The organism is Roseburia sp. AF02-12, assembly GCF_003461765.1.
In the GTDB taxonomy this organism is placed as follows: Bacteria; Bacillota; Clostridia; order Lachnospirales; family Lachnospiraceae; genus Roseburia_C; species Roseburia_C amylophila.
In genome coordinates this window covers 93,287-112,895 of the sequence record NZ_QTXS01000003.1, presented here as the reverse complement: position 1 = coordinate 112,895, position 19,609 = coordinate 93,287, and the positions used below count along the sequence as shown (strand labels likewise).

General features: G+C 41.7%; 21 protein-coding genes and 1 tRNA gene. 21 read left to right on the top strand and 1 reads right to left on the bottom strand.

Going from position 1 to position 19,609, the window contains the following annotated elements; all coding sequences use genetic code 11:
- Positions 1 to 13: 13 nt before the first annotated feature.
- From DV740_RS13715 to DV740_RS13705, 3 genes are read left to right on the top strand one after another with little or no spacing between them, the layout of a single operon-like run.
- Entirely contained in the window at positions 14 to 1,819 is a 1,806-nt protein-coding gene (locus DV740_RS13715) for a sensor histidine kinase (RefSeq protein WP_117697935.1), read from the top strand.
- Positions 1,819 to 2,568: a response regulator transcription factor gene (locus tag DV740_RS13710; protein ID WP_117697934.1), complete on the top strand. Its 750-nt coding sequence runs from the start codon at positions 1,819 to 1,821 to the stop codon at positions 2,566 to 2,568. Before DV740_RS13715 ends, DV740_RS13710 begins: the two co-directional genes overlap by 1 nt.
- 12 nt (positions 2,569 to 2,580) lie before the next feature.
- Complete coding sequence (locus tag DV740_RS13705) at positions 2,581 to 3,918, top strand: glycoside hydrolase family 30 protein (RefSeq protein ID WP_118088370.1); 1,338 nt, start codon at positions 2,581 to 2,583, stop codon at positions 3,916 to 3,918.
- A gap of 1 nt (position 3,919) precedes the next feature.
- On the opposite strand, the gene DV740_RS13700 is transcribed toward DV740_RS13705, so the two are convergent.
- A complete protein-coding gene (locus DV740_RS13700) occupies positions 3,920 to 5,680 on the bottom strand; it encodes a DUF885 domain-containing protein (RefSeq protein ID WP_118088369.1) in 1,761 nt (586 codons plus the stop codon).
- 169 nt (positions 5,681 to 5,849) lie between these two features.
- Between DV740_RS13700 and DV740_RS13695 the strand changes: the two genes are divergently transcribed.
- From DV740_RS13695 to DV740_RS13610, 18 genes are all read left to right on the top strand, one after another.
- Positions 5,850 to 6,464, top strand: a complete 615-nt coding sequence (locus DV740_RS13695; protein WP_118088368.1) for a nucleoside recognition domain-containing protein — start codon at positions 5,850 to 5,852, stop codon at positions 6,462 to 6,464.
- A complete protein-coding gene (locus tag DV740_RS13690; protein WP_118088367.1) occupies positions 6,464 to 7,165 on the top strand; it encodes a response regulator transcription factor in 702 nt (233 codons plus the stop codon). The genes DV740_RS13695 and DV740_RS13690 overlap by 1 nt, the downstream gene beginning before the upstream one ends.
- A gap of 65 nt (positions 7,166 to 7,230) precedes the next feature.
- Positions 7,231 to 7,755, top strand: a complete 525-nt coding sequence (locus DV740_RS13685; RefSeq protein ID WP_022244272.1) for a spore maturation protein — start codon at positions 7,231 to 7,233, stop codon at positions 7,753 to 7,755.
- Positions 7,756 to 7,944: 189 nt separating this feature from the next.
- Positions 7,945 to 8,018 (top strand) — tRNA-Met (locus tag DV740_RS13680).
- Positions 8,019 to 8,281: 263 nt separating this feature from the next.
- The gene (srtB, locus tag DV740_RS13675; protein ID WP_117697929.1) at positions 8,282 to 9,121 is read left to right on the top strand and encodes a class B sortase; all 840 of its coding nucleotides are present in this window, start codon (positions 8,282 to 8,284) and stop codon (positions 9,119 to 9,121) included.
- A 39-nt stretch (positions 9,122 to 9,160) separates the two neighbouring features.
- Positions 9,161 to 9,877, top strand: coding sequence for an NAD-dependent protein deacylase (locus DV740_RS13670; RefSeq protein WP_022244270.1), 717 nt, complete (start codon positions 9,161 to 9,163; stop codon positions 9,875 to 9,877).
- A gap of 58 nt (positions 9,878 to 9,935) precedes the next feature.
- Positions 9,936 to 10,151: a DUF951 domain-containing protein gene (locus DV740_RS13665; RefSeq protein ID WP_117842265.1), complete on the top strand. Its 216-nt coding sequence runs from the start codon at positions 9,936 to 9,938 to the stop codon at positions 10,149 to 10,151.
- Between the two features lie 124 nt (positions 10,152 to 10,275).
- Positions 10,276 to 10,566, top strand: coding sequence for a 30S ribosomal protein S6 (rpsF, locus tag DV740_RS13660; RefSeq protein ID WP_022244268.1), 291 nt, complete (start codon positions 10,276 to 10,278; stop codon positions 10,564 to 10,566).
- A gap of 23 nt (positions 10,567 to 10,589) precedes the next feature.
- A complete protein-coding gene (locus DV740_RS13655; protein ID WP_022244267.1) occupies positions 10,590 to 11,030 on the top strand; it encodes a single-stranded DNA-binding protein in 441 nt (146 codons plus the stop codon).
- Between the two features lie 20 nt (positions 11,031 to 11,050).
- The gene (gene rpsR, locus DV740_RS13650) at positions 11,051 to 11,314 is read left to right on the top strand and encodes a 30S ribosomal protein S18 (RefSeq protein WP_022244266.1); all 264 of its coding nucleotides are present in this window, start codon (positions 11,051 to 11,053) and stop codon (positions 11,312 to 11,314) included.
- A 281-nt stretch (positions 11,315 to 11,595) separates the two neighbouring features.
- Entirely contained in the window at positions 11,596 to 12,240 is a 645-nt protein-coding gene (locus DV740_RS13645) for a hypothetical protein (RefSeq protein WP_117842264.1), read from the top strand.
- A 319-nt stretch (positions 12,241 to 12,559) separates the two neighbouring features.
- On the top strand, positions 12,560 to 13,387 hold the full coding sequence (locus DV740_RS13640; RefSeq protein WP_118057523.1) for a PD-(D/E)XK nuclease family transposase: 828 nt from the start codon (positions 12,560 to 12,562) through the stop codon (positions 13,385 to 13,387).
- Between the two features lie 169 nt (positions 13,388 to 13,556).
- Positions 13,557 to 14,504, top strand: a complete 948-nt coding sequence (locus tag DV740_RS13635) for a substrate-binding domain-containing protein (protein WP_117947478.1) — start codon at positions 13,557 to 13,559, stop codon at positions 14,502 to 14,504.
- Between the two features lie 29 nt (positions 14,505 to 14,533).
- Positions 14,534 to 15,388 (top strand): phosphate ABC transporter permease subunit PstC, encoded by an 855-nt coding sequence (gene pstC / locus DV740_RS13630; protein ID WP_118088366.1) that lies wholly within the window; start codon positions 14,534 to 14,536, stop codon positions 15,386 to 15,388.
- Positions 15,388 to 16,254: a phosphate ABC transporter permease PstA gene (pstA, locus tag DV740_RS13625; protein ID WP_117947480.1), complete on the top strand. Its 867-nt coding sequence runs from the start codon at positions 15,388 to 15,390 to the stop codon at positions 16,252 to 16,254. Before pstC ends, pstA begins: the two co-directional genes overlap by 1 nt.
- A complete protein-coding gene (gene pstB, locus DV740_RS13620; protein WP_117697924.1) occupies positions 16,251 to 17,009 on the top strand; it encodes a phosphate ABC transporter ATP-binding protein PstB in 759 nt (252 codons plus the stop codon). The genes pstA and pstB overlap by 4 nt, the downstream gene beginning before the upstream one ends.
- Positions 17,010 to 17,654, top strand: a complete 645-nt coding sequence (gene phoU, locus DV740_RS13615) for a phosphate signaling complex protein PhoU (RefSeq protein WP_118057525.1) — start codon at positions 17,010 to 17,012, stop codon at positions 17,652 to 17,654.
- 180 nt (positions 17,655 to 17,834) lie between these two features.
- A complete protein-coding gene (locus tag DV740_RS13610) occupies positions 17,835 to 19,607 on the top strand; it encodes a Na/Pi cotransporter family protein (RefSeq protein ID WP_118088365.1) in 1,773 nt (590 codons plus the stop codon).
- Positions 19,608 to 19,609: the final 2 nt, after the last annotated feature.

Sequence of the window (19,609 nt, the reverse complement as noted above, 5' to 3'; positions counted from 1 at the left end):
GGGTACATGAGGGATGCAGAAGATTAGAAAATGGATAAACGGTCTGAGTGTAAAAGCAAAATTAATTATTTATGCATATGCAATCTTTACGCCTGTACTGATTCTCATCTGCGGCATCCTGATGGTACATAATTATAAACAGGCATCCAGTGACCGGTTGGAAGGTAACCGTGCCAACGTGGAATCCTTAGCAGAGAATATAAGTCTGCTACAATCGGATGTAAAAGATTATACAACCTATATCTGTATTAACCAGGAGATAAGGGGATTATTATCGGAACGTGATTCTGCTCCTTATAATGCAGATGCAAGATTGTGGCAGAATAATGGACCAATGGAAGTGGTTCAGGATATGATTTCCATGCGTGGAGAGATTAAGACAATAGCTATCTATCCGGAAAATGGAATAAGACCTTATTTAAGGGGTATGGATGGAAGTGTAAATCTCTCCACAATGGAAGATATACGGCAGACACAGATTTATCAGGAAACGGTGGATACAAAGCTTGGAATGATATGGAAAAGCGTGGATGCAGACGATAGTGGACCGTATCTTGCTAATTTCTCAGATAAAGTAGTGCTCTGCAGGGAAATTTATGATCTGTCACATAAGAAAAGACTTGGATTTATTGTAATAGGTGTTGGAAAAAGTAAATTTGAAGAACTGATGACCAATATGGTGAAAGAAGGCGGAGAAGCCGTAATGGTCGTAGATCCACATACGGGGGAACTGGTAACCGTTGGAGATGTGGATGATAAATTAAAAAAATATCTGACGGCAGAAGAATTCCGTCAGCAGGATTACAGAGAGAGGGAAAAGGATTTCATCTGGGGAGATTATGAAGTCATTTGTACCCAGCTGAATAAAGAAGGAGCAATTACCTGCAAGATTATACCAAGACAGCAGGTGCAGGCTCAGATAAGAAGTGTCGTTTATATGCCACTGGCATTACTGTTTGGACTGTTGATTGGCATGTTTCCGTTTTTTATGATTATTTCAAATCTTGTAACCAATCCGTTGCGAAAAGTAAGCGAAGCCATTTTAAAATTCTCTGCCGGTGATTTTGAGCAGCAGGTAAAAGTAGAAACCAATGACGAAGTCGGACAGGTGGCGGAATGCTTTAATGCAATGGTCGGAGAGATTAAGAAGCTGATTGATGAGAATTATGTGATTACCTTATCGGAAAAAGAAAGTGAGCTGGCCGCACTGCAGGCACAGATAAATCCGCATTTCCTGTATAATACGCTGGATTCTTTGTACTGGCAGGCAACAGAGGCAGGTAATGATGAAATTGCAGAGAGTATCTTATCACTGTCGTCATTGTTTCGGCTGACTTTAAACCAGGGACGCAGCATAATTACGGTAGAAAAAGAATTCGAACTGGTCCGGGAGTACTTAAAGATACAGAAAATGCGTTTCCCAAGAAAGCTGAATTACGAATTACATATTGCAGATGAAATTAAAGATGCAAAGATTCCCAAACTGATTATTCAGCCATTTGTGGAAAATGCAATTGTACATGGTTTTGAAAATGTCAGCAAACCGTGTAAACTTACCATAACAGGAACGCGTACCGGAGACCGTATTCATTTTGAAATAAAAGATACAGGAGTAGGAATGAAGCAGGAACAGATAGATGCTTTATGGGAAAATGAACCGGTCAATTATTCCAAACAGAGAATTGGAAGATATGCAATAAAAAATATCAGGGAAAGACTTCAGTTGAAGTATCATGAGCAATATATTCTGAAAATAGAAAGCACAGTTGGAGAAGGGACAACTGTAATACTTGAGATTCCATTTGAGGAGGGAGATTAATGGGGATTAAATTACTGATCGCAGATGATGAAGATGTTATATGTAAAGGTGTTGCGAAATATCTAAGACTTCATACAGACCGTTTCAGTAAAATTTATGAAGCAGAAAATGGAGAAGAAGCCTTAGATGTTATTTATCAAAAACAGCCAGACATGATGATACTGGATGTGCAGATGCCAATTAAGTCGGGATTGGATGTGATGCGGGAAGCAGCTAAAGCCGGGATAAGACCGATTACGGTCATTCTAAGTGGTTATGATGAATTTACTTATGCTCAGAAAGCAATCAAATTCGGAGCCAAAGAGTACCTTTTAAAGCCGGTCCGTGCAGCAGATATTCTTACATTGCTGAATAATCTGGCAGATGAATATATTGGAAAAGAAGAGACTGTGAAAGAACAGTCTGAGGCAGCCGCCGATAAAGAAAAAGAGAATCCACTAGTGAGTGAAGCCAAAGAATATATGAAAGAAAATTACGCAAGCAGTCTTACGTTGGCAGATGTGGCGGAATATCTGCAGATATCCACAGGCTATCTTTCTACGTTGATGAATCAGAATTTGAAATGTGGATTTACCGATTATCTGAATCAGATCCGTGTGGAAAGAGCGTGCTGTTATCTGGAGCAGAATTTCCTTAAAAATTATGAGATTGCTTATAAAGTGGGGTTTAATGACGAAAAATATTTCTCCAAAGTATTTAAGAAAATCAAAGGAATGTCACCGAAGGAATATCGGATAAAAGAGCGGTAAAGGAGGAAGTTTATGGAACTGACTTATTATACAACTACATATAAAGGCAATAAAAAAGAAACAAAAGAAGAGCATCATGTATTTGTAGATGATAGAGGAGAGGAGAATCAACTAATTAATCTGTATCCGCAGATTACCATGCAGAAAATAGAGGGATTTGGTGGAGCAGTTACGGATTCAGCTGGATATGTCTATTCCCTGTTAGATGACAGCCAGAAGAAAAAGCTGGTAGAGACTTATTTTGGAAAAAATGACATGAAATACAATCTAGTGCGGATTCCAATTGACAGCTGTGATTTTTCAATTGAGCATTATGAAGCAGATTCTGATGAAGAAGATAAAGATTTTGCAGAATTTTCTTTTGCACGGGTTGAAAAATATATTCTTCCATTATTAGATGCAGCAGAAGCATCCTATGGTGCAAAACTTGATATTATGTTATCTCCATGGAGCCCGCCAGCATATATGAAGACTAATGGAGAGAGAAATCACGGTGGAAAATTAAAAGAAGCTTATAAAAGACGGTGGGCAGAATATCTGTGTCGTTATATAGAAGAGTACAGATACCGTGGCTATCATGTGACGAAAATGACGATGCAGAATGAGCCAAAGGCAGTGCAGCCATGGGATTCCTGCATTTATACCGCACAGGAAGAACGGGATTTTATAAAAGATTATCTTCATCCTGCACTGGTAGAACATCATCTTGATGATATAGAACTTTATATCTGGGATCATAATAAAGAGCGTGCGCTGGAATGGGCAGAGACAATCTTTACCGGAGAGACAGCTGATATGGTGGCAGGTCTGGCATTCCACTGGTACAGTGGAGATCATTTCGAAGCATTGCAGATGATAAAAAAACGTTTTCCGGATAAAAAGCTGCTCTTATCCGAGGCATGTATTGAATACAGTAAATTTGCTGCGAACGATTATCTTAAGAATGCACAGAAATATGCACATGATATGATAGGTAATTTAAACAATGGAATGCAGACATTTTTAGACTGGAATCTGCTTCTGGATGAGCAGGGTGGTCCGAATCATGTGGGAAATTTCTGTGATGCACCGTTTCTCTTTGATACAAAGAAAAAAGTGGTGATGGAAAGTAATATTGCAGGATACATCTGGCATTTCAGTCATTTTATCGAGCCGGGAGCAATCCGGATTGGAATGACACGTTATACAGACGAACTGGAAGTAACAGCATTTCAGAAAGAGGATAAAATCAGTTTTGTAGTATTGAACCGTACAGAGAAGAAGATTCCTTTCTTTTTGAGACTGGATAATACCTGTGTCAGTCTTGAATCAGAGCCGGAATCCATTGCAACAGGTGTAATTGTACAATAGCTCACCAATAGTATTCTAAGTATTTTTGGATAATATCAAAAGGTGCAGGACCGATGGACAACACTGCCTGGTGGAACTGTTTATCGGAATAGGAATCCCCGAAGGTTTCTTTGGCGTAGTCCTTTAGCTGAAGGAATTCCAGGCAGCCAATATAATATTTGAGATAATGAGCCGGCTCTGCTACGATATAGTCGTAGATTTCGGAGACGGCTTCCTTATTGTCGATGCCATAATCACTTAAGAAGTCCTTAAGGTCACTGAGTGTCCAACCCTTTGCATGAATGGATAAATCTGCGGTGGCATAGAGGCTCAAAAGAGCGGACTGGTTGTGCATAAGGAGCGAAGCCTTTTCCTCCGTCAGACCGGCATAAGAGTAAGAGAGCATTTCCACATAAGTTGCCCAGCCCTCTACATAGCCGGGATAGTTGAGAATACTCCGGATGGGTGCACAGCCGGAGGCAGACGTAGTGGTAGTCTGATAGAGATGTCCCGGGAATCCTTCGTGCGCCAGTGTGGTGAAAAGCTCGAAGCCTTCGTAGTGGCTGCGGGGATTGATATAGATGACATTATGGGAAATGTCATCGATAGGGGCCGTCAGATAAAAGGCGGGAGCCATGGAATCCTGCATACAAGGATCCACGGAGCGGACAGAAAAATCCGTTGAGACCGGCGGCAGGAAATCCTTTGCAATAGCGGAAGAAAGACAGGTAAGCATCTCTTCCGGGGTGGCATCCTTCAGCGGAAAATCATCGGTAGTAAGAGAAATGCCGGGATGACTGGCAGCAATCCCGTTGATGGCAAGAAGGTCGGATTTCCGTTGCTTTTCCGTCATTTCTAAAAGTTCATCTATGGAATGGGAAGAGCCGGTGGCATCATAAACCAAAGCAGCATAATAGTCTGAGCCATCCGGAAAATAGCAAAGTCCGGCGGAGTTACTGCCACTACCTTTGTGCTCCACCAGAAAATCCCGCAAAGCTTCATAGGCTGGCAGAACATATTCTCTAAAAGCAGCTTCATTTTCGATACAGTAGGAAGCCTGTTCCTCTGCTGTTAAATCAGGAAGTTCCGCTACTTTATTACGAAAAGTAGTAATCAGATAATGCTCAGAACTGTTATCACAGAAGGTATTTAAGTCTGCAATCAGCGTATCCGCCTGGGTATCCGAAAGAAAAAGTCCCTCATTGATTTTATTCGTTTCATAATCTAAGACAGAATCAAAGCAGGATGGGATCAGTGAAAGCAGAGTCAGATAATCCTCCACATCTTTGCGGTCATAGAAATGGTATTCTGATAGCAGGATCGGAAGCTGGGCAGGAAATCCCGTGGAAGGACGCAGGATTTCCGGGTAATAGGTATAGTCCGACTGACTGCGGTTAGAAGAGACATAGTCATTTAAAATATCATAGGTCAGCTTCTGCTCGGTGGTCAGTACCTCATAGTCATAGGACTGTAACCCACAGGAGATATTTTCGATATTTAAGGCAGATTGCTTTCTGGCATCGGCAGAATAATCCGGCAGAGCAATTTTATAATCGGTAATACCATAGACTTCCGGCTGGCTTAAGGTATAGTGAAGGGTCAGGGTATCGGAGGTTACTTCGCTTTGAAATAAAAGACTGGTATATTCCTCAAAGGAAATGGAATCCGGCGCAATATAACCGGAATCAGAAGCCGACTGGTCTTTGCTGCACCCGCTTAGAAGAAATAAGGATAAAGCAAAGCAAATGGTTATCAGAAAAGGAGAAATATATTTGTGCAGCATAGACGGCCTCGGATGAAGAGTGTTCAACAAAGAATATGAAAAAAATCGTATCGATATGACAAAAGAACGTGATATGGCAGAAGAGGGTGTGCTATAATCACCAGAGAAAGTAGTTCCTTCCGGGAAAACTGCATATAGTAGAGTAACGGGAAAGCAAAAGAGGTTCGAAATGAATTATCTGTGGGGATTTATGATTCTTGCGGGAGTGCTCTACGGTGCAATCAACGGAACACTGCCGGAAGTGACCGAGGCAGCAGTAAACTCTGCCAAAGAAGCAGTGGCATTAGCCATTACGATGACAGGAGTCATGGCGTTCTGGATGGGAATGATGAAAATTGCGGAATGCAGCGGCATTGTAAAAGCGGCAGTAAAGAAAATGCGGCCGGTGCTGACATTTCTCTTCCCGGATATACCCGATGACCATCCTGTCAATCATTACATAGCAGTCAACATGATAGCCAATATGTTAGGGCTTGGCTGGGCGGCAACGCCGGCAGGATTAAAGGCAATGCAGCAATTACAGGAGTTACATATTGCCAGACTTAAGGCAGCCGGAAAAAACATACAGAAGTATTCCGGAAATGCCACAAAGGAAATGTGTACCTTTTTGATTATCAACATATCGTCTCTGCAACTGATTCCCATGAACATTGTGGCATACCGCAGTCAGTACGGCTCGGTGCATCCGGCTGCTGTGGTGGGGCCGGGACTTGCAGCGACCATTATCAGCACAGCAACGGCAGTCATTTTCTGCCGGATTGTAAGTCGAAGGAGAACGGATTAATGTATACCATAGGAATCATCGAACAGGATAAAGCATTGGGGGATGCCATGGAGCAGGTACTGGATGAAAAAGGCTATTTTACAGTGCGGGCGGATTCCCTCGCAGATGTCGGGGAGTTATTTCAGCAGGTTATTGTGGATATGGTGGTATTAGACCTTGAGCAGAAGGAATTTGCCGGAAAAGAGGATGCAGCAGCAAAATGGGAGAATACCTTCCTCGCCCTGGTGCAGGCAAAGCCACTGCTATTGATTCGGCCGGAGAAAACCGGCTCTGTTTTTGAACGGTGTAAAAAATGCATAGAACGGGCAGACGATTATATCAGAAAGCCCTTTGATATACAGGAATTCCGCATCCGGGTGGAAGTACGTCTGAGTAAGATTCCGGCAGAAAAAGAGAAAGTAAGATTTTTCTATTACGAAGAGATAAAGCTGGATATCGAGAAGCGGCTGGCGACCATTGGCGGGCAGACTACGAAGCTTACCAGAACAGAAGCTGCTATTTTAAAATGCCTGATACAGCGGAACGGACGGACAGTGACAAAGACCACGCTGTTAGACGAAATTGCAGAAGATACACCGGACTGTGTGGAAAGTTCCATCAAAGTCCATGCCAGCAACTTACGACGGAAACTGCGGGAATTAAGCGGCAGGGATTACATCGAAACCCGCAAGGGCGTGGGGCTGCGCCTGCGGAAGCAGTAAAAAGAGGCATGATAGTTCTCCTGCCTGCATAGAATGAAAAAGAAGCTCTTAGCAGGAGAATGAGGATGCGCTTTCTTATGTTCCTGTCAGATGCCCTGATTCCGATACTGGTCTTTTACATAGTAGGATTCGGCATTCTGATGAAGAAAAATGTATATGACGATTTCTTAAAGGGAGCAAAAGAGGGCATACAGACAGTGGTCGGAATTCTGCCAACGCTGGTGGGACTTATGGTAGCAGTCGGGATCCTAAGAGCCTCCGGGCTGTTGGACTTCATTTCTACTACCTGCATGGGCTGGACGAAACATATCGGAATCCCTTCCGAGCTTATCCCCATTGCCATTGTCAAAATGTTTTCCTCCTCGGCGGCAACCGGACTGCTGGTGGATTTATACAAGGAAGCCGGATGTGATTCCTTTGTAGGAATGGCAGCCTCTGTCATGTTAAGCTGCACCGAGACCATTTTTTATACCATGTCAATTTATTTTATGTCGGTAAAAGTACGAAAGACCGGCTTTACACTTCCGGGGGCATTGTTTGCTACGCTGGCAGGAATTGCGGCAAGTATCTTTTTGGCGGGACGGGTGTAGACTTTCCATAAATAGTGTGCTACACTTTTTCTGGGTTGACGAAGACTGTACAGGACTTCAGATGATGAAGATACAATTCTTCAAAAATCAGGAATAAAAGTGCTTGTAACTGTATATTATGTAAGGCAGGGACATAGAAATTTGACATTTGCAGAAGGAAGGACTATAATAGCTTTTGCAAATAAATAGCGCGGGATGGAGCAGTCTGGAAGCTCGTCGGGCTCATAACCCGAAGGTCACAGGTTCAAATCCTGTTCCCGCAACTCTTTAACCACTGCCTTATGGGCGGTGGTTTTCTTAGTTTACAGGAAATTGCTTTCCTGTAAAGTAAAAAACGCTCCGCGAGGATGCGCACTGCGGCGTATAAGGTAGATGTCGCAATCGACCGCCGCAGGCGCGAGAATGTGCCAAGGCACATTCTTTTTTACGCGAGTTGCTCGCAGTTACCAACGCATCCGTAAGAAGCTGCCAGTGGCAGATTCTGTAGGTCTATTGCAGCAAATAGAGAAAAATAAGGGGTGTGACAATGACAGGAAAGATTAAAAATGAGCGAAAGAAGAAAAAGCAGCAGAATATCCTGTTTCGGATTTTATTTCTGCTGGCACTGGCAGTATTTTTGTATGCGGCAGTAAGATTGATTCTGTATGGAATTACTTACTGGAAAGGAAGCCATGAATATAAGGGACTGCAGAAATATGTCAGGGAGCAGCCAAAGGATGAAAGCAGTACGGAAGAAAACGGAGAATTTACCGTAGATTTTTCCGGATTAAAGGAGCTGAACCCGGACTGCATCGGCTGGATCCGGTTTGAAAATATTGATATCAGCTATCCGATTATGCAGGGAGAGGATAATGAATATTATCTGAAGCATACCTTTGAGGGACAGGCTGTAACAGCGGCAAGTATTTTCATGGATGCCAACAATCATGCTGATTTTTCTGACCAGAATACTTTCATCTATGGTCATAATATGAAGGACAAGACCATGTTTGGTAAATTAAATGACTATAAGGATGAGGAATTTTATAAAGAAAATCCGTATTTTTATATTTATACACCGGATTATACCTACCGTTATGATATTTTTTCCTGTTATCTGGCAAGAGTGGATAATGAAGTGGATTTCTATACCCAGTTTGCATCCGATGAGCAGTTTCAGGAATTCTTAGATGGTGTAAAGGCGCAGTCAGCGTATGATACCGGCGTAGAGGTAACACCAGAGGATAAAGTAATTACATTGATGACCTGCAACAAGGCAGGCTATGATTACCGTTTCTTGGTACATGCGGTACAGACAGAGGCAGTTCCAAACGGTGACGTGGCACCGGCAGAGGAGAATGCAGGCACAGAAAGCGAAGCGGAATAAAAGAGAAAGACTACTTTTAATGGAACAGGAGGCAGCAGAATGGATGGTATCGAGACATTAAAGCAATGGGTCATGGACTCAGATAATATTGTATTCTTTGGAGGTGCAGGTGTATCTACGGAGAGCGGCATTCCGGATTTCAGGAGTGTGGACGGACTTTATAACCAGAAATACGATTATCCGCCGGAAACCATCTTAAGCCACAGCTTTTATATGCGTAAAAAAGAAGAATTTTACCGATTCTACCGGGATAAAATGCTGTGCCTGGATGCAAAGCCTAATGCAGCGCATAAGAAATTGGCAGAGCTTGAGGCAGCCGGTAAGTTAAAGGCGGTTGTGACGCAGAATATTGATGGACTGCATCAGGCGGCCGGCAGCAAAAAGGTATTAGAGCTTCATGGCAGTGTCCACCGGAACTACTGCCAGAGCTGCGGAAAGCTATTTGATGCCGAATATATTTTAAAGAGTAGTGGAATTCCAACCTGTGATGAATGCGGCGGCAGCATCAAGCCGGATGTGGTTTTATATGAGGAAGGCTTAGACCAGCAGACCTTAGAGGATGCGGTGTATTATATCAGCCATGCAGATATGCTCATCATCGGAGGTACTTCACTGGCAGTATACCCCGCAGCAGGACTTATCGATTATTACCGGGGCAATAAGCTGGTGCTGATTAATAAGTCCACCACGCCATTGGACAACCGGGCAGACTTACTGATACAGGGCAGCATCGGAGCCGTATTGTCAGAGGTCTGAAAGAGGCAGAAGAAATTACCTAATAATATAGAAGATAGTCATAGAAGAAAGGGACGACATGAATAATTATCAATACGAAGTAGGCGATATTGTAAAATTAAAAAAACAGCATCCCTGTGGAAGCCAGGAGTGGGAAATTCTTCGGGTAGGAGCGGATTTCCGGTTGAAATGCATGGGTTGTGACCATCAGATTATGATTGCCAGAAAACTGGTGGAGAAGAATACCAAAGGTCTTCGAAAAAAAAGTGAGCAAAAAAATGAAACAGAATCGTAAGAATAATAAGAAAAACACTTGCGAAACGGGTCGGATTATGCTATCATATAGGCTCGTGATATGTAAAAATTCCTTGCTTCCCGCATAGACAGGAGGCCAGAGACCAAAAGGAGGTAAATCTAGCATGAACAAATATGAATTAGCACTTGTTGTGAATGCCAAGATCGAAGACGATGTCAGAACTGCTACAGTTGAGAGAGCAAAAGAGTATATCACTCGTGCAGGTGGAACTGTAACAGAAGTAGAAGAGTGGGGTAAGAAGAAATTAGCTTACGACATTCAGAAAATGAGCGACGGCTTCTACTATTTCATCCAGTTCGAGGCAGAATCATCTGTTCCGGCAGAAGTAGAGCAGAATGTTCGTATTATGGACAACGTACTTCGTTTCTTATGCGTTAGAAAAGACGAGGCATAAATAGAAGAGAAGGAGAAAGTGGTATGAATAAAGTTATACTTATGGGACGTTTAACAAGAGACCCGGAGGTTCGTTACTCCAGCGGAGATAACCAGATGGCAATCGCAAGATATTCACTGGCTGTAGACCGCAGAGGCAGACGTGAAGGGAATGATGGGCAGACCGCTGATTTTATCAACTGCGTGGCATTTGGAAGAGCAGGAGAGTTTGCTGAGAAATATTTCCATAAAGGAATTAAGGTACTTGTAACAGGTCGTATCCAGACCGGAAGTTACACCAACAAAGACGGTCAGAAAGTATATACCACTGATGTCATAATAGAAGAGCAGGAATTTGCTGAGAGTAAATCAGCATCCGACAATGCAGGCGGTTTTGCACCGGCTGACAGACCTTCACCAAGCAGTGCAGGCGATGGATTTATGAATATCCCTGACGGAATTGATGAGGAATTACCATTTAACTAAATCAATAGGAGGTAATAGCCATGGCTTTCAATAAGACAGACAGAGATGGTGCGCCAATGAGAAGAAGAGGCGGAATGCACAGAAGAAAGAAAGTTTGTGTTTTCTGTGGAAAAGACAACACCATCGATTATAAAGATGTAAATAAGTTAAAAAGATATATCTCTGAGAGAGGAAAAATCCTTCCAAGAAGAATCACAGGAAACTGTGCAAAACATCAGAGAGCATTGACAGTTGCTATCAAGAGAGCACGTCATATCGCAATTATGCCTTACGTTCAGGATTAATCCTGAAACCGGCAGGTACACAGCGTATACAAAAGGATGATTCGAAAGAATCGTCCTTTTTGTACTTTACAGGAAATTGCTTTCCTGTAAAGTACAAACCGCTCCGCGAGGATGTACCTTGGCACATTCTTTGTTCCATGTAGCGAGAAAATCGCATGCTTGCATACAGATTTAAAACCAGAGAAGTAAAATCGGTTGCGAAATAGAATAAGGTATGGTATATTATTCCATGTAACTGTGTTAATGCGCTAAAGAACAATGAATGTAAGGGAGAAATTATCATGAAAACATTGAAGAAAGCATTAGTAACTGGTTTAGTTGCCGTAATGATGGTAGTAAACCTGGCTGGCTGTGGAAAATTTGATGCAGCAGCTTATGTAGAGTCATGCCTTGATCTTTTAACAAAAGGAGAGACAGAGCAGTACATGAAAATGACCGGCCGAAGCAAAGAGCAGGCAGAATCTGATTACGAATCTAACATCGATGCTATGATGACAGAGATGGATCAGTTCAACTTATCCGATGAGTTAAGCAACAGCTATCGTCAGCTTTTTAAAGATGTATATGCAAAAGCAAAATACACCGTAAAAGATGCTGAGAAGATGGACGACAAAGACGGATATTATGTAACTGTTGAAATTGAGCAGATGACAGGTCTTTTCAACGGAATCCAGGAAGAACTTATGACAGAGTTCACAGAGTGGGCAAATTCCTTTGATGCAGATGCTTATCCAACAGAGGATGAAATGTATGAACAGATGTATCAGATGATGTATGATCTTATGAGTGCAAGAGTAGACAGCATCACATATAATGATCCACAGGAAGTTGTTGTAGAAGTGATTGGAGAAGACAACGTATACAGCATTTCTGATGGAAGCATGACAGAGCTTGATGAAGCATTATTAGATGTAGCAACAGAGTAATTAAAATCAGAAATCATTATTAATAAGAAGAAGGCAGGTAATTGCAAAAGCAGTTACCTGCCTTCTTCTTATTAATAATTTTATAAATGTTTTACTTGTTTTCTTTAAGGGCATTTGTTACAATCAACACAAAGCATATATTCTAATTTTCGAATGGCAAAAGCCAATCTAAATTTCTGGTATCAATTCAATGAATTCTATGCTTTTAAATTCTAATTACAATTAATGAACGCATAGTGCATTGGATAGGCGGAATTTCAGAATCGAAAATGAGATATGCAGTCCTGCTTTTCCGTGCATTATGGGAAAAGGAGGAAACATGAAAACTTTAGAAGAACTAAATCTGGTGGATGACTTTCTGGTAAACAGCCTGACCAGCCACAAAATTTATGGGGAACAGTCGGCGAGATACATTTTGGAATGTATTCTGCATCGGCAGATAGGAAAGCTTACGGTAGTGCCACAACGTTTCTTCTGCGGAGAGAATACAGAGACTCACGGCATTCGGCTGGATGTATATCTGGATGAAGAAAACGGAGAAATCTTTGATATAGAACCAGACCAGAATGACGGGAAAGAAGAAATCGTATCACTGCCACGAAGAGTCCGGTTTTACCATGCGAAGATTGACGCAGGCAATCTGACGGCAGGGGATACCTATGGGAGTCTTCGGAATGTCATCGTAATCTTTATTACAACTTATGATCCCTTTGGATTGAATCGTATGGTGTATACAATCAAAAATGGATGTATCGAAGTACCGGAATTAGAATATGAGGATGGCGCACAGACGATATTCTTGTATACAAGGGGAAGGGAAGGAAACCCGCCGGAGGAATTAAAACAGCTACTGCATTACATGGAGCATTCATCCATAGAGAATGCTCCATCTGAAAACTTGAAAAAGTTACATCGGATGGTAACGGCAGTTAAGCGGGATGGAGAGGTAGGTCTTGCATATATGAAGAGTTTTGAGAGAGAAGAGCGGATTCGAAAACAAGGCGAAGCAGAAGGAAAAGCAGAGGAAATCATACGTCTTGGTCGCCGATTTGAAAAATCCAAAGATGAGATAGTGGAATTATTAAAGGAAGAATTAGGCGTAAAAGAAGAAAATGCACTGGAAATTTTAGAAATGTATGATAAATAAAGAAGAACTACATTAAAATATTGAAAGCAGGCATATCATAGTTTTGATATACCTGCTTTTTTACATACAATTTACAAAACCATAGCTTTGTATTTTACGTTCCCCCGTTATGATAACAATTGTCACGAAGACGAGAAAAAAAAGAACAAATCATTTTGGAGGAAAGAAAATGAAGAAGAAATTATTATCCGTAATGCTTGTAGGAGCATTAGCAATCAGCGCATTAACAGGATGTGGAAGCAAAGAAACCGCATCAGATGACAGCCAGAAGACAGGCACAACAACAGAGGCAGACAGCAGCAGTGATGCAGCAGATACATCAGATTTTGATACCAGTGAAATGATCAATGTACAGTCCAGAGAAGATGGTTCCGGTACAAGAGGAGCATTCATCGAGCTGTTTGGTATCGAAGAGAAAGATGCAGATGGAAATAAAATTGACAACACAACAGAGGAAGCAAACATCACAAACAGTACAGAAGTAATGCTTACATCTGTAGCAGGTGATGAATATGCAATCGGTTATGTATCACTTGGTTCTTTAAATGATACCGTAAAGGCATTAAAGATTGACGGAGCAGAAGCAACAGCAGAAAATATCAAAGCCGGTACATACAAAATCGCAAGACCATTTAATATCGCAACGAAAGGTGATGCAACAGGACTTGCAGCAGATTTCATCAACTACATCATGAGTGATGAAGGACAGAAAGTAATCGAAGACAATGGTTATATTTCACAGGGAAGCAACGGAGCATTTACATCGGATGGTTCTACCGGAAAAATCGTAGTAGCTGGTTCTTCTTCTGTAACACCTGTAATGGAGAAATTAATTGAAGCATACAAAGCAATCAACAAAGATGCAGAAATCGAACTTCAGGAATCTGATTCTACAACAGGTATGACAGCAGCAATGGAAGGAACCTGTGATATCGGAATGGCTTCCAGAGAATTAAAAGAAAGCGAAACAGAAGGTGGACTTACCGCACAGGTAATCGCAATGGATGGTATCGCAGTAGTAGTAAACAACAGCAACCCAATGGATGAGATGAGTTCAGATAATGTAAAGGATATCTTCACAGGTGCAGTAACAACCTGGGATGAAGTTGCAAAATAAATCTGCAAGTAGGATAAGGTAAGAACAGTATGAATAATTTCAAAGAAAAAGCAATGAAAATAGTATTCTTACTTACAGCCAGTTTCTCCATACTGGCTGTTGCCTTAATCTGTGTTTTCCTTTTTGCAAATGGAATACCGGCAATCAAAGAAATTGGATTGCCGGATTTTCTGCTAGGTACAAAATGGAAACCGGGAAATAACCTCTACGGGATCTTCCCGATGATTTTAGGCAGTATCTATGTAACCGCCGGAGCAATTGTGGTGGGAGTACCAATTGGAATCTTAATGGCAGTCTTTATGGCGAGATTTTGCCCGAAGAAGCTTCACAGCTTCTTAAAGCCGATGATAGATCTGTTAGCAGGAATCCCGTCCATCGTATATGGATTCTTTGGCCTGGTAGTCATAGTACCATTTGTAAGAGAACATTTTAAAGGAAACGGAAACAGTATATTTACCGCATCGATTCTTCTTGGAATCATGATACTTCCAACGATTATCAGTGTATCGGAAGCTGCAATCCGTGCAGTGCCGGAGCATTATTATGAAGGTGCACTGGCACTTGGCGCAACCCATGAGCGGAGTGTTTTTAAAACCGTGGTTCCGGCAGCCAAATCAGGAATTATGGCAGCAGTCATCTTGGGAATCGGCCGTGCCATTGGTGAGACCATGGCGGTTATGATGGTAGTAGGTAACCAGGCGCGTATTCCGAACAGTATATTTAAGGGTGTACGTACCCTGACAACAAATATCGTAATTGAAATGGGTTATGCTACAGACTTACACCGTGAGGCATTGATTGCAACCGGCGTTGTACTGTTTGTATTTATCCTTATTATCAATCTGGTATTTTCAATTGTAAAAGGAAAGGCGGATAAAGAATAATGACAAAATTCAAAGATAAAATGAATTCTTATAAAAAGCATCCGGGTTCTTTTCTTTTATTACTGCTGGTAGTAGCAGCGGCAATTATAACAGTAGCAGTATTACTTTATCTGGTGGCGTACATATTGATTCACGGTGTGCCATATTTAAAACCAGGTCTTTTCGCACTGGAATATAATTCGGATAACGTATCTATGCTTCCGGCAATGATAAATACACTGGAAATGACGCTGTTTTCCCTGCTTTTTGCAGTACCACTTGGAATCGGGGCCGCAGTTTATCTGGTGGAATATGCACCGAAGGGAAGTAAACTGGTTAAAGTAGTCAGAATTACGGCAGAGACTTTAACCGGCATCCCCTCTATTATATATGGTCTGTTTGGTATGTTATTTTTCGTAACATACCTGCACTGGGGTTATTCCATGTTAGCCGGTGCGGCAACCCTTGCCATTATGGTATTGCCGGTTATCATGCGAACCACAGAAGAAGCATTACTCTGTGTACCGGATACCTACCGGGAAGGAAGCTTTGGATTGGGAGCCGGAAGACTTCGTACCGTATTCCGTATCGTACTCCCATCTGCGATGCCTGGAATCTTGTCCGGAATCATTCTGGCAGTAGGACGAATTGTAGGAGAGACCGCAGCACTGATTTATACTGCAGGAACGGTCGCAGACCTTGCACCAAACCTGATGGCATCCGGACGAACCTTGGCCGTTCATATGTATTCCCTTTCCAGAGAGGGCTTACATACCAATGAAGCTTATGCAACCGGCGTAGTCCTTCTGGTCATTGTATTACTGATAAATGGTGTATCAACGTTGATAGCCGGGAAATTCACGAAAGGAGATGGAGAAGTAAAATGAGTGAGCAGGCAAAATTTTCTGTCAAAGGACTTGACTTATATTACGGAGACTTCCACGCATTAAAAGATGTGAATCTTGATATCAATGCAAAAGAGATAACTGCATTTATCGGACCATCCGGTTGTGGAAAGTCAACATTTTTAAAAACATTAAACAGAATGAATGATTTGGTAGAGGGCTGTAAGATTACCGGAGACGTAAGATTAGACGGTGAAAATATATACAGCGGCATGGATGTCAGCCAGCTTAGAAAGCGTGTGGGAATGGTATTCCAGAAGCCAAATCCATTTCCGATGAGTATCTATGACAACATTGCATACGGTCCGAGAACCCACGGTATCCACAACAAAGCCAAATTAAATGAAATCGTGGAGACATCCCTGCGTCAGGCAGCTATCTGGGATGAAGTAAAGGATCGTCTGAATAAGAGTGCATTGGGAATGTCCGGTGGACAGCAGCAGAGACTTTGTATTGCAAGAGCACTGGCAGTACAGCCGGAAGTAATCCTGATGGATGAGCCGACTTCTGCACTGGATCCGATTTCCACTTCCAAAATTGAGGATCTGGTAATCGAATTAAAAAAAGATTATACCATTATTATGGTAACCCACAATATGCAGCAGGCAACCCGAGTATCGGATAAAACCGTATTTTTCTTATTGGGAGAGATTATTGAGAGTGGAGATACCGAAAAATTATTCTCCGTTCCAACAGACAAACGGACAGAAGATTATATTACAGGGAGGTTCGGTTAAATGCGTAATCGTTTTGACAGACAGCTAGAACAGTTAAACAATGAATTAATCCAGATGGGAAGCATGATAGAGCATGCCATTGAAATGGCAGTTTCTGCCCTGGTAAACCAGGATACGGAAAAAGCCAAGGAAGCAATGGCATATGATGTGGAAATCGACCATCAGGAGCGTGATATTGAATCCTTATGCATGAAGCTTTTATTGCAGCAACAGCCGGTGGCAAGAGATTTGCGCCTGATTTCTGCAGCATTAAAAATGATTACCGATATGGAGCGAATCGGTGACCATGCCGGTGATATTTCCGAGATGACACTGCTGATGTCTGATGAACCGTATATCATCAGCCCGGAAGAGATTCAGGGTATGGCAAAGGAAACCACAGACATGGTTATCAAGAGCATTGATGCTTTTGTAAAACGCGATATGGAGCTGGCAAAGAAAGTAATCGCACAGGATGATATTGTGGATGACCTTTTCATGAAAGTAAAACAGGATTTAATCCAGATGATCAATAAAAGTGCAGAAAATGGCGAGCAGGCAGCAGATATTCTTATGGTAGCCAAGTATTTTGAGCGAATCGGAGATCATGCGACCAATATTGCGGAGTGGGTCATCTATTCTATTACGGGAAGTCATATTGACTAAAAATTCTTAGACAAAAGAGAAAAAATAAGTACATTTTTTACACTGCTTATACATAATTCTTACAAACTGATAAAATATCCTTGCAAAAAGTCTCTAAAGTGTATATGGTGTATATGTAAGACGAAAAATATGTAAAAAATTGAAAAGTCTATGCATATTACCATGCATAAGGAGGACAAAATGGATATTTTTGGAATACTGACACTGATTGGAGGATTGGCCCTGTTCCTGTATGGAATGGATGTTATGGGAGCTGGGCTGGAGAAAGTATCAGGAGGCAAGTTAGAACGGATACTGGAGAAATTAACTTCCAATCCGCTGAAAGGTGTATTATTAGGAGCCGGAGTAACTGCTGTTATTCAGTCATCTTCAGCAACTACCGTAATGGTAGTTGGTTTTGTAAATTCCGGAATTATGAAACTTTCCCAGGCAATTGGTATTATCATGGGTGCCAATATCGGTACAACGGTAACATCCTGGCTCTTAAGTCTGACCGGAATAGATAGTGGAAATGTATGGATTAATCTCTTAAAACCATCTTCTTTTACACCGGTTCTTGCGATGATAGGTATTGTTTTAATGATGACCGGAAAGAAAAGCAAGAAAGCTGATGTAGGGGAGATTTTATTAGGCTTTGCAGTATTGATGACCGGAATGGAAAGTATGAGCGGAGCAGTAAAACCGTTGGCTGATGTTCCTGAATTTACCAATATACTGACTATGTTCCATAATCCAATTTTAGGAATTCTGGTAGGAGCACTTCTGACAGCGGTGATTCAGAGCTCGTCCGCATCTGTAGGTATACTGCAGGCACTGTCTGTAACAGGAGCATTTACTTATGGCTCAGTTATTCCGATTATTTTAGGACAGAATATCGGAACCTGTGTTACAGCTATGATTTCTTCTGTTGGAGCAAACCGGAATGCAAAGCGAACTGCTTTTGTGCATCTGTATTTTAATATTATTGGTACCGTATTGTTTCTGACATTATATAGTATTTTGAATGCAGTTATTCATTTTCCGTTTGCAAATGATACAGTTGGTGTAGCAGGAATTGCACTGATTCACAGTATCTTTAATATGTTTGCAACTGTAGTTTTATTCCCGTTTACAAAAGGACTGGAGAAGCTGGCATATCTGACACTTCCGATTACAGAAGAGGAAAAGAGCAAGACGGGAGTACAGGAGTTTCCATTATTAGACGACCGTTTTCTTGCAACACCATCCTTTGCCATTGAGCAGTGCCACAGTATGTCCATTGAGATGGCGAACCTGTCCAAGGATTCCTTCTTAGAAGCAATCGGACTTTTGGAGAATTATACACAGGAAGTAGCAGATGACATTATCGCAAAGGAAAATCTCGTAGATAAATACGAAGACAAGCTGCGTGCTTATCTGACCAAGTTAAGCAGTCAGAATCTGACCTATGCAGACAGCCAGAATGTATCTACGCTGTTACATTGTATTACAGATTTTGAACGTATTTCGGATCATGCAGCGAATATCGTAGATTCCATTATCGAGATGAAAAAGAAGGAGCTGGTTTTCTCTAAGAAAGCAGAGGAAGAAATGCATGTATTTGGAAAAGCAGTAGAAGACATTCTCTGCCGTACCATGACTGCATACACTGCCGATGATGAAGAGCTGGCTAAGACCGTAGAACCATTAGAGCAGGTTATTGATGAATTAAATAAAGCAATTAAGAAACGGCATATCAAACGTCTCCGGAAAGGAAAATGTTCTATCGAGTTAGGACTGGTGCTGGCAGATATCGTTACCAACTATGAGCGTGTATCAGACCATTGTTCCAACATTGCAGTCTGCCTGATCCAGGAACAGGATAAAGAGGTAGAAGAGCATGACCTGACGGCACATATGGATGAAGAAGACAATAGAAAATTTGCAGAGCAGATAAAAGAATATACAGAAAAATACGCTTTGCCGGAAAAATAAAA

Excerpts from the sequence above, each read along its gene's own strand:
- DV740_RS13695 (WP_118088368.1), top strand. The coding sequence starts at position 5,850 with ATGAATTATCTGTGGGGATTTATGATTCTTGCGGGAGTGCTCTACGGT.
- pstB (WP_117697924.1), top strand. The coding sequence starts at position 16,251 with ATGAGTGAGCAGGCAAAATTTTCTGTCAAAGGACTTGACTTATATTAC.
- DV740_RS13670 (WP_022244270.1), top strand. The coding sequence starts at position 9,161 with ATGGATGGTATCGAGACATTAAAGCAATGGGTCATGGACTCAGATAAT.
- rpsF (WP_022244268.1), top strand. The coding sequence starts at position 10,276 with ATGAACAAATATGAATTAGCACTTGTTGTGAATGCCAAGATCGAAGAC.
- DV740_RS13635 (WP_117947478.1), top strand. The coding sequence starts at position 13,557 with ATGAAGAAGAAATTATTATCCGTAATGCTTGTAGGAGCATTAGCAATC.
- DV740_RS13705 (WP_118088370.1), top strand. The coding sequence starts at position 2,581 with ATGGAACTGACTTATTATACAACTACATATAAAGGCAATAAAAAAGAA.
- pstA (WP_117947480.1), top strand. The coding sequence starts at position 15,388 with ATGACAAAATTCAAAGATAAAATGAATTCTTATAAAAAGCATCCGGGT.
- DV740_RS13645 (WP_117842264.1), top strand. The coding sequence starts at position 11,596 with ATGAAAACATTGAAGAAAGCATTAGTAACTGGTTTAGTTGCCGTAATG.
- DV740_RS13640 (WP_118057523.1), top strand. The coding sequence starts at position 12,560 with ATGAAAACTTTAGAAGAACTAAATCTGGTGGATGACTTTCTGGTAAAC.
- pstC (WP_118088366.1), top strand. The coding sequence starts at position 14,534 with ATGAATAATTTCAAAGAAAAAGCAATGAAAATAGTATTCTTACTTACA.
- DV740_RS13665 (WP_117842265.1), top strand. The coding sequence starts at position 9,936 with ATGAATAATTATCAATACGAAGTAGGCGATATTGTAAAATTAAAAAAA.
- rpsR (WP_022244266.1), top strand. The coding sequence starts at position 11,051 with ATGGCTTTCAATAAGACAGACAGAGATGGTGCGCCAATGAGAAGAAGA.
- DV740_RS13690 (WP_118088367.1), top strand. The coding sequence starts at position 6,464 with ATGTATACCATAGGAATCATCGAACAGGATAAAGCATTGGGGGATGCC.
- DV740_RS13655 (WP_022244267.1), top strand. The coding sequence starts at position 10,590 with ATGAATAAAGTTATACTTATGGGACGTTTAACAAGAGACCCGGAGGTT.
- DV740_RS13610 (WP_118088365.1), top strand. The coding sequence starts at position 17,835 with ATGGATATTTTTGGAATACTGACACTGATTGGAGGATTGGCCCTGTTC.
- DV740_RS13715 (WP_117697935.1), top strand. The coding sequence starts at position 14 with ATGCAGAAGATTAGAAAATGGATAAACGGTCTGAGTGTAAAAGCAAAA.
- DV740_RS13700 (WP_118088369.1), bottom strand. The coding sequence starts at position 5,680 with ATGCTGCACAAATATATTTCTCCTTTTCTGATAACCATTTGCTTTGCT.
- phoU (WP_118057525.1), top strand. The coding sequence starts at position 17,010 with ATGCGTAATCGTTTTGACAGACAGCTAGAACAGTTAAACAATGAATTA.
- srtB (WP_117697929.1), top strand. The coding sequence starts at position 8,282 with ATGACAGGAAAGATTAAAAATGAGCGAAAGAAGAAAAAGCAGCAGAAT.
- DV740_RS13710 (WP_117697934.1), top strand. The coding sequence starts at position 1,819 with ATGGGGATTAAATTACTGATCGCAGATGATGAAGATGTTATATGTAAA.
- DV740_RS13685 (WP_022244272.1), top strand. The coding sequence starts at position 7,231 with ATGCGCTTTCTTATGTTCCTGTCAGATGCCCTGATTCCGATACTGGTC.